Annotated in this window: 13 protein-coding genes; 8 read left to right on the top strand and 5 right to left on the bottom strand. The window is 45.0% G+C overall.

The features are described 5' to 3' along the window. The first annotated feature begins 97 nt into the window (after positions 1 to 97). A complete protein-coding gene (gene pdxH / locus N646_RS17055; protein ID WP_005374570.1) occupies positions 98 to 733 on the top strand; it encodes a pyridoxamine 5'-phosphate oxidase in 636 nt (211 codons plus the stop codon). A 73-nt stretch (positions 734 to 806) separates the two neighbouring features. Here pdxH and N646_RS17050 read toward each other — a convergent pair whose 3' ends face one another. Further along, positions 807 to 1,526: a helix-turn-helix transcriptional regulator gene (locus tag N646_RS17050; RefSeq protein WP_017820063.1), complete on the bottom strand. Its 720-nt coding sequence runs from the start codon at positions 1,524 to 1,526 to the stop codon at positions 807 to 809. A 973-nt stretch (positions 1,527 to 2,499) separates the two neighbouring features. Here N646_RS17050 and N646_RS17045 point away from each other — a divergent pair. The 4 genes from N646_RS17045 to putP all read left to right on the top strand — a co-directional run bounded on the left by N646_RS17045 (position 2,500) and on the right by putP (position 9,197). Continuing rightward, positions 2,500 to 3,312, top strand: coding sequence for an AraC family transcriptional regulator (locus N646_RS17045; protein ID WP_017820064.1), 813 nt, complete (start codon positions 2,500 to 2,502; stop codon positions 3,310 to 3,312). Positions 3,313 to 3,716: 404 nt separating this feature from the next. Beyond that, positions 3,717 to 6,848, top strand: a complete 3,132-nt coding sequence (putA, locus tag N646_RS17040) for a bifunctional proline dehydrogenase/L-glutamate gamma-semialdehyde dehydrogenase PutA (protein ID WP_017820065.1) — start codon at positions 3,717 to 3,719, stop codon at positions 6,846 to 6,848. An 11-nt stretch (positions 6,849 to 6,859) separates the two neighbouring features. Beyond that, positions 6,860 to 7,567, top strand: a complete 708-nt coding sequence (locus N646_RS17035) for a 1-pyrroline-5-carboxylate dehydrogenase (RefSeq protein ID WP_006740880.1) — start codon at positions 6,860 to 6,862, stop codon at positions 7,565 to 7,567. A gap of 136 nt (positions 7,568 to 7,703) precedes the next feature. Next, complete coding sequence (gene putP, locus N646_RS17030; RefSeq protein ID WP_005374582.1) at positions 7,704 to 9,197, top strand: sodium/proline symporter PutP; 1,494 nt, start codon at positions 7,704 to 7,706, stop codon at positions 9,195 to 9,197. 124 nt (positions 9,198 to 9,321) lie between these two features. Here putP and N646_RS17025 read toward each other — a convergent pair whose 3' ends face one another. Further along, positions 9,322 to 9,855: a GNAT family N-acetyltransferase gene (locus N646_RS17025; RefSeq protein ID WP_017820066.1), complete on the bottom strand. Its 534-nt coding sequence runs from the start codon at positions 9,853 to 9,855 to the stop codon at positions 9,322 to 9,324. Between the two features lie 148 nt (positions 9,856 to 10,003). Here N646_RS17025 and N646_RS17020 point away from each other — a divergent pair, with 148 nt between their 5' ends. Next, the gene (locus N646_RS17020; RefSeq protein WP_005374587.1) at positions 10,004 to 10,243 is read left to right on the top strand and encodes an RNA recognition motif domain-containing protein; all 240 of its coding nucleotides are present in this window, start codon (positions 10,004 to 10,006) and stop codon (positions 10,241 to 10,243) included. A 91-nt stretch (positions 10,244 to 10,334) separates the two neighbouring features. Here N646_RS17020 and N646_RS17015 read toward each other — a convergent pair whose 3' ends face one another. Both N646_RS17015 and N646_RS17010 read right to left on the bottom strand, forming a co-directional pair. Next, complete coding sequence (locus tag N646_RS17015) at positions 10,335 to 10,769, bottom strand: hypothetical protein (RefSeq protein WP_017820067.1); 435 nt, start codon at positions 10,767 to 10,769, stop codon at positions 10,335 to 10,337. 18 nt (positions 10,770 to 10,787) lie between these two features. Beyond that, complete coding sequence (locus tag N646_RS17010; protein WP_017820068.1) at positions 10,788 to 11,321, bottom strand: GNAT family N-acetyltransferase; 534 nt, start codon at positions 11,319 to 11,321, stop codon at positions 10,788 to 10,790. A gap of 358 nt (positions 11,322 to 11,679) precedes the next feature. Between N646_RS17010 and N646_RS25005 the strand changes: the two genes are divergently transcribed. Further along, a complete protein-coding gene (locus N646_RS25005) occupies positions 11,680 to 11,928 on the top strand; it encodes a hypothetical protein (protein WP_005374593.1) in 249 nt (82 codons plus the stop codon). Positions 11,929 to 12,220: 292 nt separating this feature from the next. After that, positions 12,221 to 12,697, top strand: a complete 477-nt coding sequence (locus tag N646_RS17005; RefSeq protein ID WP_005374595.1) for an Lrp/AsnC family transcriptional regulator — start codon at positions 12,221 to 12,223, stop codon at positions 12,695 to 12,697. 103 nt (positions 12,698 to 12,800) lie between these two features. Here the strand turns inward: N646_RS17005 and N646_RS17000 are convergent, their stop codons facing one another. After that, entirely contained in the window at positions 12,801 to 13,508 is a 708-nt protein-coding gene (locus N646_RS17000) for a DUF445 domain-containing protein (protein WP_005374596.1), read from the bottom strand. Between the last annotated feature and the right edge of the window lie 156 nt (positions 13,509 to 13,664).

Below are 13,664 nucleotides of genomic sequence, written 5' to 3'. Positions count from 1 at the left end.
GTGATGCTGTGAGCGGCAACGATAACAAGCACAATGATGTCCTTGTATTTCCTCAGTATCGGGAGCACAATCGACAAAAACGAGTGAAGGAGTAAAGATGGAACTTGCTGATATTCGTCGTGAGTACACCAAAGGTGGGCTGCGTCGTAAAGATTTGAAAGCTGATCCTATTGATCAATTTAATCTGTGGCTAGAGCAAGCAGTTGAAGCGGGTTTAACGGACCCGACTGCGATGACAGTTGCAACGGTTGATGAAAATGGCATGCCGTTTCAACGCATTGTTCTATTGAAAAACGTCGACAAAGATGGTTTTGTGTTTTACACCAACCTAGGCAGTCGCAAGGCCCAGCAGCTAGAGCATAACAGCAATATTAGTTTGCACTTCCCTTGGCATCCGTTAGAGCGCCAAGTTCATATTACTGGTGTGGCTGAAAAGCTTACCGCCGTAGAGAATATGAAATACTTTACTTCTCGTCCTAAAGAGAGCCAGTTGGCCGCAATCGCGAGCAAACAAAGTAGCCGTATTTCTGCCAGAGGTGTGTTGGAAGGTAAGTTTTTAGAGCTAAAACAGAAGTTTGCTAAGGGTGAAATACCAGTACCAACCTTTTGGGGTGGCTTTCGCGTAAAACCAAAGAGCATCGAATTTTGGCAAGGTGGCGAACATCGCCTTCACGATCGTTTTCTTTTCTCCCAGCATGATGGAAGTTGGGACATTGATCGTTTAGCGCCATAGGCTTATGGTCCCTCATGAATAAACAAACACCGCCGAATTGGGGCGGTGTTTTTGTAGGTAGAAGCGATGCGAATTATCGCTCTCCATTCAACACAACCGATAATTGATGCTTAAGCAGCGTTTTGGGTACAACAGAGCCGTAGCCTGCTTCCATTGCTTTATCTATTAGCTCGTTCTTGCTGTTCGCTGCAAACTTATTACGTAAGCGTGCGACGTGACCTTCAACGGTTTTTGTTGATATGCCCATGACCTGAGAGATAAATTGAGGCTTTTTGCCATAGAGCAAGAGGAAAAGCGTTTCTTGCTCGCGGCATGTGAGCTTCTCTGGTTTTGGTTGTAAGTCAGAAAAACGAAAGATGGATTGTTGATTTGGGTTGGTACTGATTGCACGACAAACCCAATACCCGACTTCAATCACGGCGGTGTCGGTGAGTTCCCTTCCGTAGAAAATGGTGCCTACGATGTCGCCTTTGTCATCTCGCCACGGTGTTTTAGTAAATATATGTGCTCGCCAGCGGCCATCTGGATAAGGGTGGATATCCAGAATTTTTAGTGACTCGCCAGTTTCGAGAACGTGTTTATCTTGGCGTTGAAATTCTTGCGCGCATTCAGTGGTTGGGCTGGCCATATCAAAATCAGTTTTACCCAAGCACTCCTCGGGCGACGTGTGCCCTAACAGTTCTGCGTATTCCTGGTTTACGTATAGGAATACCGAATCTTTATCTTTGCATCCCCAACAACCTGGTAGCTGTTTAAGGAGGGATTGTTCTATGGTATCGACTGAAATATTCACAAAAGGACTCACTACATACTGCTTTTACCAATACAGAGACGTCCGTGTTACATGGCTCGTATTGATGTTGCCAAGTAGGCAGTTACGTTGCTAGAACACGTTCGTTGATTGGCGCTCAATCCAATTAAATTCGTGGTGTTCGATGTTTTCGTCAGGTAGTCATAGACAACGACGAAATGGAACGAAGAGTTTAATTGGGAAAATGGTCTGTTTCATTACAGATATGTGCGCTCACGGATGTCCGCCAATGTTCGGCTTACAACTCGTATCGTCCTTGATCATGCTTCCTACAACTCAGTTGTAATGTGGTTGACGTTCATATCACTTGTGAGCGAAAGAGCAGCACCTAAGCATATGAGAGGGACATTGAGACAAACGCTATGATATCAGCTTATGCCATTGTTTTCATTGTTGAGAAGCGAAAAAAAAAAGCCAGCCTGAAGACGGGCTGGCAACACAAGATATAATCTTGTCGACGTGTAGAAGAGGTTCTAAATTACCTAGCGAGGGTCTGCTAAGTAAGTTAGAGGTATCAATGAGATACCGAGAGCTTTAGATCGTATGCATCTTAAAGCTCGATAACTAATGTATTGAATCAGAAGCATATTAGTAAGGGGGGAAATCCCTCTATGTTGAGTTTAAGAGTGGGTTTCGATCCGTTTCAGGGACGAGTTATCTAATATGGAGCACGGTGTTTTACAAAATAACAGATTGTTCGGTAATAAGGATCTTTACATTGATTGATTATGTATACGTAAGGTGTTGCCTATCTATCCGTTTTTGTTAATAAAATTGGTTGCTCACTGACCGTAAATTAACCTCGCATGATCATCGTTCCGGAACTATGATCATGTAAATGAACTTGAGCATGCTGATTTGATCTTGTCGATTGAGTTGGGTAAAAGTTGCAACCCAACAAAGAAGGTATATGATGCGAAGACGTAAGCTGACCGTGTAAAGACGACTGTTTAAAATGAGTGATTCAGATAACCAAAAAATCCTTTCATATCAAGAGATTATTCTGCCAAAGCCGGCGGAGCTGATCACACTTCCGTCTTATATGGATTGCCACGATCATTCTTATACGCAGATCGTGATTGGTTTAAAAGGGCAAGCCGAATTTGAAGTGCGCGGGCGAGGTAATCTTGTCGGCCCTGGTCAAGGTTGTGTGGTTACCGCATGCTCTGATCATGCTTTCGGTGGCGTCATCAATCAATCGGATATTTTGGTGCTGAATATGCCCAAACCGACAAATGATGATCCTGAAATGCTTCAAAAAATCAATAACCTGGAGAGAGACCATGTCTACTTCCAGTTAGATAGTCAAATTCAGAAGCTGATACAGATGTTGGTTCAGGAAATGCGAAACCATCCGGATGACCTGCTGTTAAGTCGTGCGTGTAACGACACTGTGATTGCATTAATGCAGCGCCATATCTCGGCATTTGAGACCAGTCGAAAAGAGTCGCGCTTTGATTTGGAGGCGATTGATCGTTACATTGAGCAGCACCTGAGTCATAAGATTAGTGTGGCTCAATTGGCCGGGCGAGTGTTTCTTGGGGAAAGTCAGTTCCATTGCTTGTTTAAAGAGCAGATGGGGATTACACCTCATCAATATGTTCTCGGAAAGCGAATCGACATGGCTCGTGAATTAATCGAGCAAGGTCACCTTTCTTTAGGGCAAATTGCCGAGTTTACTGGCTTCTCAAGCCAGAGTACTTTTACTCATACTTTTACTCGCTTACAGGGAATATCACCTTCCCGTTATAAAAAACAAGTTGGATAACAACGCGTTTTTTAGGACGGCACAATCAATTAGAATAAAGCCATGCACTCTGCGTGGTTTTTTTTATGTTTTATTCACGTGACCTATCTCTCGTTTTTTTAAATTCTCTGTTCTTTGCAGTGGCTGATATGCCACTTGATCCTACATTTTCTCTTAGAACGAGCTCTTCACAAAAATCTTATTGATATTCTTAATATTTTGTTGTGAATGCAATGAAAAAATTAAAATTTACAACACAAAATATTACCTATTTGAATGTGACTATGTGGATGTTTTGTTATAAAAGCGAGTTTTTGGCAAAAATGTCGTAGTTTTTGACAAGTATTCTTATCGGCCTCAAAATACACTGCCAGCCATTGATAATCCTCGAAGCGGTTTTCGAGGAGTGAGATTGAGGAACACACATGTTTACAGCTACGAACGTGTTGACACCGGAATTTATCGGGCAGCCGCTTGATAAGTTGTGGTCACTGATCTCGCCATTATATATGGTGGACGAGTCTCAATGGCTAGAGCAACTATTGCCACTAGCGACGCCGACAGAGGATGAAAAATCGGCGATCACTACCCAAACGACCCACCTTATCGAAGCCATTCGTGCCGATAAGAAGTCAATCCAGATGATTGATGCTTTATTGCTGGAATACAGCTTAGATACTCAAGAAGGTATCTTGCTGATGTGTCTTGCAGAAGCATTAATGCGCATCCCAGATGCCGCGACAGCAGATTCTTTGATTAAAGATAAGTTGAGTGTCGCAGACTGGAAATCTCACCTGAAAAACTCTGACTCTGTGTTTGTTAACGCATCAACATGGGGCCTCATGCTAACAGGTAAAGTGGTTGGTCTTGGTGAGCAAGGCACCCAGAGCCCAGGTCAGGCTGTAAACCGTCTGGTAAATAAATTCTCTGAGCCCGTGATTCGTAAAGCCATGTATCAGGCAATGAAGATCATGGGTCACCAGTTTGTTCGTGGTCGTACGATCGAAGAAGCGCAAAAGAACGGTCGTCCGATGCGCGACAAAGGTTTCACCTACTCGTTTGATATGTTGGGTGAGGCGGCGTTAACTACAGCGGACGCGAACAAGTACTTCAAAGATTACCTAATGGCGATCGAAGCGGTGGGTCGCGAGACTTACGGTAACGACACCAGCCCTGCGCCTTCGATTTCCATCAAGCTTTCTGCATTACATCCGCGCTACGAAGTCGCAAATGAAGAACGTGTAATGACAGAGTTGTATGACTCACTAATGCAACTACTAAAACGTGCTATTGAAGTCGACGTTGCAATCACAATCGATGCAGAAGAAGCGGATCGCCTTGAGCTTTCTCTGAAGCTATTTGAGAAAGTGTACCGTAGCGATCTTGTGAAAGGTTGGGGCAAGTTTGGTTTGGTTATTCAAGCCTACTCAAAACGTGCGCTACCAGTCTTGGTGTGGCTAAATGCACTCGCAAAAGAGCAAGGTGACGTTATTCCTCTGCGTTTGGTTAAAGGCGCGTACTGGGACAGCGAAATCAAGTGGTCTCAACAAGCGGGTTATGCAAACTACCCAGTATACACTCGCAAAGAAGCGACGGACGTTGCATACCTAGCTTGTGCTCGTTTCCTACTTAGCGAAGGTGTTCGCGGTAATATCTACCCACAATTTGCAAGCCACAATGCTCACACAGTTACGGCAATTGCTGTCATGGCGGAGCACAAAGAATACGAGTTCCAGCGCCTGCATGGTATGGGTGATTCACTGTATAACCATGTTATGAAAATGTACGGTCAGCCAGTACGTATTTATGCTCCTGTCGGTAGCCATGCTGATCTTCTTCCGTACTTGGTTCGTCGTCTGCTTGAAAATGGTGCGAACAGCTCGTTTGTACACCGTCTAGTTGATGCGCGTTGTCCGATTTATGAGTTGACTCATCACCCTGTGGATGTGTTGACGGGTTTTGACACGCTACACAACGACAAAATTCCATTGCCTGCCGATATTTTCCCTGAGCGTAAGAACTCATATGGCGTCAACATCGACATCGACAGTGAAGCGAAGCCATTTGAAGCTCAGGTCGAAAGCTTCATGGACAATCAGTGGGTTGCAGGCCCGATGATCAATGGTGAACGCTTTGCCGAAAGCATGATCAAGGAAAATGCGGCTGAGATCATCACCGCACCATACGATCGCCGAATTGAAGTCGGCAAAGTGGCATTTGCAACTCTTGATCACGTTTCCGCTGCAATTGATGCGGCGCAAACTGCTTTCTCTGATTGGAAAGCCGTTCCTGTAGAACAAAAAGCGGCTTGTTTAGAAAAGCTTGCTGACTTAATGGAAGAAAACCTGGCTGAGCTGGTGGCGATTTGTCACAAAGAAGCGGGCAAAACGATTCACGATAGCATTGATGAAGTTCGTGAAGCGGTGGATTTCTGTCGTTATTACGCGAAACAAGCGCAAAACCTACAGCCATTTGAGCTAGAAGGCTTTGATGGTGTGAAACGCATTTCTAGCCGTGAAGGTCTTGGTGTGTTTGTGTGTATTAGCCCTTGGAACTTCCCGTTGGCTATCTTCCTTGGTCAGGTGACGGCAGCACTGATTGCGGGTAACACAGTGGTTGCAAAACCTGCTGAGCAAACAAGCTTAATTGCCGCTCGCGCTATTGAACTAATGCTTGATGCTGGTTTCCCTGCAGGTGTGATTCAGTTACTTACTGGTCGCGGCGCTGAGATTGGTCATGCACTGACTTCTCATGATGCTATTGCTGGTGTGGCATTCACTGGCTCAACGGCAACGGCGCAACGCATTAACGTCACGCTTGCGGAGCGCAGCGCGAAACCGGTTCCGTTTATTGCGGAAACAGGTGGTCAAAACGCAATGATCGTGGACAGTACTGCATTGCCAGAGCAGGTGGTGCGTGATGTGATTCGTTCGGCGTTTGCATCTGCAGGTCAGCGTTGTTCTGCCCTTCGTGTTCTATTTGTACAAGAAGATGTAGCAGACCGTATGATCAACCTGATTCAAGGTGCGATGAATGAGCTGCATGTTGGTTTACCTTACCTACACAAAACGGATGTTGGTCCGGTTATCGACAGCAATGCAAAACAAAAACTCCTCGCTCACCTTGAGCAAATGAGCAAAACACAGACTAAAGTCGCTCAGCTACAGCTGGATGAATCGTGCCAGCATGGTGACTTTGTCTCACCAAGTGCGTTTGAAATCTCGGGCATCGATGTGCTGAAAGAAGAACAATTTGGTCCAATCTTGCACATTGTTCGCTTTAAAGCGTCTGAATTACCGAACGTGGTTGCGCAGATCAACAGAACGGGTTTTGGCTTGACGATGGGTATCCATAGCCGTAACGAAACCACGTACCGTTGGATTGAGAAACATGCACGAGTAGGTAACTGCTATATCAACCGAGACCAAGTTGGCGCTGTGGTTGGTGTACAGCCGTTTGGTGGTCAAGGCTTGTCGGGTACTGGCCCGAAAGCTGGTGGTCCACACTACCTATTCCGCTTTACTCAACATCTTCTTGCTCAAGCAGAAAACGCATAAGGAGTCGCATTATGGTTCATCAGATCACCTATTTTAAAGATGCATTCTCTGCGTGGGAGCAGTGGAATCTGACTGATTTTGATTACAAATGCGAGCATGTTCTGGCATTTAAATCTGCACTAGAAGGGCAGCAGTCTACCGTTGCCAAAGTGGTTTCTTACCACTTGCAACAAGCATCAACTCTTCTTGCAGAAACTCACCAGTTAGTTGGCCCTACAGGGGAAACTAACGAACTGTATGCCGCAGGACGCGGTGTGGCTTTGGTGATTTGTGAAAACAACATCGAGCCTGCTGATAATGCGTTATACAGTGCTTTTGCGATGATCACCTGTGCCTTAATTGCAGGCAACAGTGTGGTCGTTTGCAGTGACAATGCAGAGCTAAACCAACTGGTTAAGCAAGCTGTAGCGTTGGCAAACTTCCCATCTAACTTAGTCCAGGTTGTTGCGTACGATGCGTCTGCCCCGTTGCTTGAGAGCGATGTACGTAGTGTGGGTTATGTTGGGCGTTCACAGGTTGAGCATGCGCTCAATCTTCAACTAGCTAAGCGTGACGGTGCAATCGTCGGCTTAGTTTCTGAAACGGATTTAGAGTCACCGAAATTGGCTCATGATCCTCATCTCTCGTTGCGCTTCATTACTGAGCGCACTCGAACGATAAATATTACCGCGGTGGGTGGTAACGCAACTCTACTCGAGTTGGGGAACGAAACTCACTAACCTGACTTGTAATGCCAATCTGGAGTAACTGGACTGAGAGCCGGTCCAGATTGGTTTTTTATACTCTGATGTATTGCTGAGACGGTAAAATATCAGGGCAGGCAAGGAAGGAAATAATTATAACGAGGACTATCTAATGATAGAAAATAGCTTTGCTATCACGTCCACTTTTGTGGCGTATTTACTGATTATGGTTGCTATTGGCGTTTACGCGTATAAGAGGACTTCCAATTCATCTGACTACTTCCTAGGTGGCCGTAGCCTAGGTCCGTGGCCTGCTGCATTATCTGCAGGTGCTTCAGACATGAGTGGTTGGCTGCTGCTAGGCTTGCCTGGCTATGCGTACGCTGCGGGTATCGAGGCCTTCTGGTTAGCCGGCGGTCTACTTCTTGGTACATGGGCAAACTGGCTCATCAGTGCAAAACGCCTCCGTACCTACAGTATCCAAACTGACGCGCTAACGTTGCCAGAGTTCCTGTCACGTCGCTTCAACGATAAGTCGAAACTGATTCAGACAATCTCTGCGTTTTTCATTCTTCTATTTTTCCTTTTCTACACCAGCTCAGGTTTGGTCGCAGGGGGCAAACTGTTTGAGACGGTATTCGGTCTAGATTATACCTACGCTGTTATCATCGGTACGGTGTGTGTCGTTTCTTACACACTATTCGGTGGTTTCCTAGCGGTATCTTGGACTGACTTAGTGCAAGGTCTGCTAATGGCGGCTGCGCTAATGATTGTTCCTATAGCGGTAATGGACGGTGGTTTAGGTCAGCTAAGTTCTGATCTACATGACATCAACCCAGAACTTGCAACGCTATGGAATGACGCGAAAGGCGAACCATTGTCTGCGATTGCCATTATCTCTCTAGCGGCGTGGGGCCTTGGTTACTTTGGTCAGCCACACATCCTAGCGCGTTTTAAAGCGTCTCGTTCAAACAAAGATCTAACGACTGCACGTCGTATCGCAGTGATTTGGACGGCACTATCTATGGTTGGTGCAATGCTTGTTGGTCTTGTTGGTCTGGTTTGGGTTACGGGTCATCCGGGTACTCAACTAGAGGACGGTGAGAAGATCTTCATGCTATTGGTTAACGCAGTATTCCACCCTGTCGTTGCGGGTATGTTGTTAGCAGCAATCCTAGCGGCGGTAATGAGTACCGCTGACTCACAGCTCCTTGTTTCATCTTCAGCGCTTGCAGAAGATTTCTACAAGCAAGTATTCAAGCCAGAAGCGTCTTCTGAAGAAATCGTAATGATTGGTCGTATCGGTGTTATCGTTATTTCGCTTGTTGCGCTATTCCTAGCGATGACGCCTGATAGCTCAGTACTTGGTCTTGTATCTTACGCTTGGGCTGGTTTTGGTGCGGCATTTGGTCCTGCGGTTGTACTTAGCCTTTACTGGAGCGGTATGAACCGTAACGGTGCGTTAGCAGGTATTCTTGTTGGTGGTATCACTATCGTGGTTTGGAAGCAGCTAACTGGCGGTTGGTTTGATGTGTACGAAATCGTACCGGGCATCATCTTCTCTACGCTTGCTATCATTGTGGTAAGTAAAGCAACGGGCGGTGCTGCGCAAGACGTGTTAGACCAACACCAGTCGTTCGAGAAAAAACTGGTTGAACTAGACTAGTAACTTCCCGTATATGAACACAAAGCCCGCTATTTTAGCGGGCTTTGTTTTATCTGAAACTTAATTAACGTTAATGGTGGTAGCTTGAGATCAAAGCTTAGCATTGCTCGGTTAGATTGGAGTGTTAGTCGCGACGAATTTTGGCGTAAATAACGGTGTTACTCAACTCTCCCGATGTAGTCAGACGTTCGTTTCTGAGCTCTCCTTCGAACTCATAACCACAGCGCTCGGCTACAGCCCGGCTCTTTTGGTTGGTGCTATCAGCATGAATTGCGATTCTCTTGGCGCCCAAGTCATCAAACGCATAGCGCTCAACTTCGAGCACAGCCTCGGCAACATAACCATTGCCAACGGCAGCATTATCTAACCAATAACCTATCTCAAAGGACGGTACGTCGGGATCTCGAATCATCAAGCCGACCGCACCCAGTAAGCGATCGCTTTCCTTTTCAATGATGTAGTAACGCAGCTCTTCTTCGAAGTTTTCAAAGTTTGCGATGGCTTTCTCTGTCCCTTCTATCATCGCTTCTAATGTCAGCACATGAGGCACCCACGGCAGATAGACTTCGAGAGTCTTTTGGCTGCGAACGACAGCTTGATGCGCCTCTTCGGCTCGTTCTAAACAAGCAGGGATGAGTTTGAGACGTTTCGTTTCCATGCCGACTCTCCTATGGGTGAAAAATGAACGGAAAATCATTTAAACAGATGTACTTAGAATGATCTAGTCAACGCCGTCATATTATTCACTTGGTTTGCCAGAGAGAAACTGAGAGAATCGAACCGTTATCAAACCAACTAGGTTCATTATGAAACTTTTAGTAAGAAACTTGGCTCGTCACATGACCGAGCAAGATATCCGCAAATTATTCTCAGCGTACGGCAAAGTAGAACTGTGTTCGCTAGTGCTTGATCAAGACACGGGTTTGTCGAAAGGCTTCGGTTTTGTCATCATGCCGGACGAAGCAGAAGCCATTTCTGCTCTTGAAGCACTGAATTTGACGAACGTAGAAAAAAGCAAAATTCGCGTGAAAGTCGCACAAGACTAATACAGAGAAAAGCCAGCGTTATTGCTGGCTTTTTTGTCTTTCTATTTAGAGACCAAATTGGCAACATTCTAGAATGTCTTCTCTTTTCGTTTTAGCGAGATTGATCATCAATTCTCTCTTCAAGTTGTTTCATTAAATCCTTTAACTGTAGAGAATCGAAATTGTCTGAATTCGGCACTTGGTAAGCGTCGTTGACTGTGTAGAGCATCAAACTTTTGCTAGAGAAGAACTCTTTCTGTATTTGGACTTTGACAATGTCATCAAGAGGTAGACGGAAGTAAACCGTTGAGCCCTGGCGGTACTTCAAGGTGTTGGTGCTTGCATCGATATCTAGCGTTTTAGGATTGAACGCGCGGCGCGTGAAGTACGTTGAGAGCAGTTTCAATCCTATTATTGTGAGTGCTACGAGTCCAAACTCGACGATCTTGTCTGCTAGGTAGGAAAAATAGAACAGCGACAACAATACAGTTCCTAGCAAGAAAGGGTTGTTCTTGGGCAGATTTTGTGAAGTTTCATGGATGATCATCCGACATATCCCTCGACTTTATTCAGAAGCGACAAACGTGAGTTGGTAGACACAAACCTTTCGTTCTTTGCCTTGCATGCGCAATGTTTTGTCACCGATGTAAGGGATATTTAGTTTTTGGATCACCGATTTAGAACGCTGATTGTCCACCAAATGCATCACGGTTATTCCGTTTAACTCAAAGTGCATTCGAGCAAATTCGAGTAAGGCTTTGGAGGCCTCGAATGCATAGCCTTTCCCCCAATGTGGCACGCCAACCCAGTAGCCTAATGTACCGTAGCCCTCTTCGATACGCGGTAAACTCACTGTACCAAGTAACTCCCCAGTGTTTCGCAAGGTAATAGCGTACGCCACGCCTTGATGCTGCTGATACATCGGATCGTGCCTATCTATCCATGCTTGCGCCATCGGTCGCTCATAAGGATGAGGGATGTTTGCTGTCATGTCGGCAATTCGCTTATCTCCAGCGAGTAAAGCCACTTGTTGGCAGTCATCGATATTGAATGGCCGGAGGACGAGTCTTTCGGTAGTGAGAATCGGTTGTATCGTCATGCATTTCTTCCTTGATGAGACGGCTATAGCTGCTAGCAACTGGTTTGCGGGGTAAATCAAGATAACAAGGCGTCTCGAAAGCTCGATCTAGCCAGCTGTAAAGTTGTCATGCGCCTTACTAAATAATAAGCCCGAACAATTGCTTATGTGTAATGTGTCGTATTATTACACACATAAGCACGTTTGCTCATATTGATGGTACAAAAGTTGAGGTCTGACCAATGTCTCAGTTTTTTGATACTTTCGTTCAATTTTTTGAAGATAGGGCACAAAAAATTAAAGGAGCTTTTTAATTGTGGAATTATTTTGAACAAAATATGTCAATTGTCAGTAGGACGAAAAAGTAGGGAGAAGAGAAATGCCGGATATATATTGCGCAGCTTGTAGAAAATCAACGCAACATAAAGTGATTATGAAGCGTTGCGAGCCTCAGTCTGTTGACTCGTTAACAGGCAAAATGGTGAGTTTTACACAGCTGATGGCGAAATTTGTATCAGGTGAACATTATTACGAGATGGAGCCTCAATACTACTGCCGTTGTTGTAATCATCGTGCAATTGGAGAGGTTGTTCCACATCCTACACGGCATACATCGGCCGCACTCTAATTCTGAGTGATAGCCATGATTAATGGCTAATTAGGGGGGCGTTGCCCGAACGACAGATCTATACAGGCGTATCATGCGCTTTCAAATTTGCGACTCCGCGGGAGCCGCTAGGTTGCTTTTTCTCTTCATATCACGGTTACTAAGTGAGCGGCAATAATCATAGCTCTTTCCCTCCTTCGTTGTTTTCTGGTTATTCTCTGCTGAATTTCACATGCTGTGCATTTGATGGTTTGCAATTGTTTGAGCAACGATTAATGTGATGCTTTCTAAGTGGTTACAAGGAAGTGGGTTAATGAGTTATCAATTGGACCGGATTGATTTACATATTTTGAGAGTGCTTCATTCGAGAGGCAGAATTCCAGTTGTAGAACTAGCAAAGCTGATTAACTTAACGACTTCTCCATGTTCTGATCGTGTAAAGCGGCTAGAAAAAGAAGGGTATATCAATGGTTATCATGCGGAGTTGAATGCGGAAAAGTTGGGGCTGGATGTGCAAGTATTCATCCATATTCGTTTAGACCAAACCAGTTTTTCTATTTTTGAAAAGTTTGCGAAAGCGGTGGAATTGATGCCTGAAATTGAAGAGTGCTACTCGCTCTCTGGAGATTTCGATACCATGATAAAAGTTCGTGTTAAGAGCATGAAAGCGTATCAGGAGTTTATGTCGAGTAAGTTAGGCACGCTTCCGGGCGTGATTCAAACTCGTAGTGAAGTGGTCATAGAAGAACATAAAACGGGATTTGGTGTTAATCCCGAGCTCCTTGGTTAGGCGAGGCATGTGTTGAGCCTCCTTATTTAGCGTGGCTTGGTATATTACTTTTTCTCGATTAAAAAAGGAGCCGAAGCTCCTTTTTTAATAAATCGGTGAGCGATTATGCCCCGATAAAGGTACTGATGACGCCAATTAAACCACCAAAAACACCGCCCCAAACGACTAGCCAGCCAAGGTGTTCTTTGATCATCTTTTGCACCATTTCTTTAACTAATGCCGGTGTTAATTCGCTTAAACGTTGATCGATGATACCTTCAATGTTCTGCTTTATCTCATCCATCATTGCAGGAGATTCGAATTGCTCTTTCAGTGCTTCTTTGATGTTATCGCTCTTGCTCAACTCAATGATGGATTCTTGCATCTTTTCGACGAAAGGTTGGCGCATGGGTTGTAGCGCTTCCGAGCCACCAAACATCGCTAGCATGCCACCAAACTGAGAGCCTTCAATTACTTCCACTAGGGAATCAAATGCTGGATTTAAATCTACTTTCTCAATTACTGGTTGAAGATCGATGTTCACACCGCCCGCCATTTCTTTATTCAAGAATCGGTCAATGTTCGCTTCAGTAAAAAACTGTTCCATCATTAAGTTTTTGATAGCCAGTTTAAACTCTTCAAATCGCGCGGGGATCACGCCAGAACCGTATAATCCAGGCACTTTCTCAAACAGCATATGGATGGCAAGCCAGTTGGTGATGGCGCCTGAGAACGCAAACAGCCCTGCATACCAAAGATAGTCGTTTTGTAATTGATGACCTCCAGCCATCAAAGCGATAGCGAGGACATTCGTTAGCAAACTTTTGTTCATAGTGACCAGTTATATATGAATATCGGAAAGAATAAGTGGGCCTGATTCTATACCTAAGTCACATTAAGATGCTAGGTTTTGCCGTGATGAGTAATCTTGTAGAGAAGGGACAAAAAATGAATGCTCAGAAAAACAAAACCCGACAATCATTGTCGG

Source organism: Vibrio alginolyticus NBRC 15630 = ATCC 17749, from assembly GCF_000354175.2.
Lineage (GTDB): Bacteria > Pseudomonadota > Gammaproteobacteria > Enterobacterales > Vibrionaceae > Vibrio > Vibrio alginolyticus.
The sequence above is the reverse complement of the archived record's forward strand: the minus strand, read 5'-3'. Positions and strand labels throughout refer to the sequence as shown.

Bases quoted from the DNA above. Each gene is read 5' to 3' on its own strand.
- putP (WP_005374582.1), top strand. From the start codon at position 7,704: ATGATAGAAAATAGCTTTGCTATCACGTCCACTTTTGTGGCGTATTTA.
- N646_RS17045 (WP_017820064.1), top strand. From the start codon at position 2,500: ATGAGTGATTCAGATAACCAAAAAATCCTTTCATATCAAGAGATTATT.
- N646_RS17010 (WP_017820068.1), bottom strand. From the start codon at position 11,321: ATGACGATACAACCGATTCTCACTACCGAAAGACTCGTCCTCCGGCCA.
- putA (WP_017820065.1), top strand. From the start codon at position 3,717: ATGTTTACAGCTACGAACGTGTTGACACCGGAATTTATCGGGCAGCCG.
- N646_RS17015 (WP_017820067.1), bottom strand. From the start codon at position 10,769: ATGATCATCCATGAAACTTCACAAAATCTGCCCAAGAACAACCCTTTC.
- N646_RS25005 (WP_005374593.1), top strand. From the start codon at position 11,680: ATGCCGGATATATATTGCGCAGCTTGTAGAAAATCAACGCAACATAAA.
- N646_RS17000 (WP_005374596.1), bottom strand. From the start codon at position 13,508: ATGAACAAAAGTTTGCTAACGAATGTCCTCGCTATCGCTTTGATGGCT.
- N646_RS17035 (WP_006740880.1), top strand. From the start codon at position 6,860: ATGGTTCATCAGATCACCTATTTTAAAGATGCATTCTCTGCGTGGGAG.
- N646_RS17005 (WP_005374595.1), top strand. From the start codon at position 12,221: ATGAGTTATCAATTGGACCGGATTGATTTACATATTTTGAGAGTGCTT.
- pdxH (WP_005374570.1), top strand. From the start codon at position 98: ATGGAACTTGCTGATATTCGTCGTGAGTACACCAAAGGTGGGCTGCGT.
- N646_RS17020 (WP_005374587.1), top strand. From the start codon at position 10,004: ATGAAACTTTTAGTAAGAAACTTGGCTCGTCACATGACCGAGCAAGAT.
- N646_RS17025 (WP_017820066.1), bottom strand. From the start codon at position 9,855: ATGGAAACGAAACGTCTCAAACTCATCCCTGCTTGTTTAGAACGAGCC.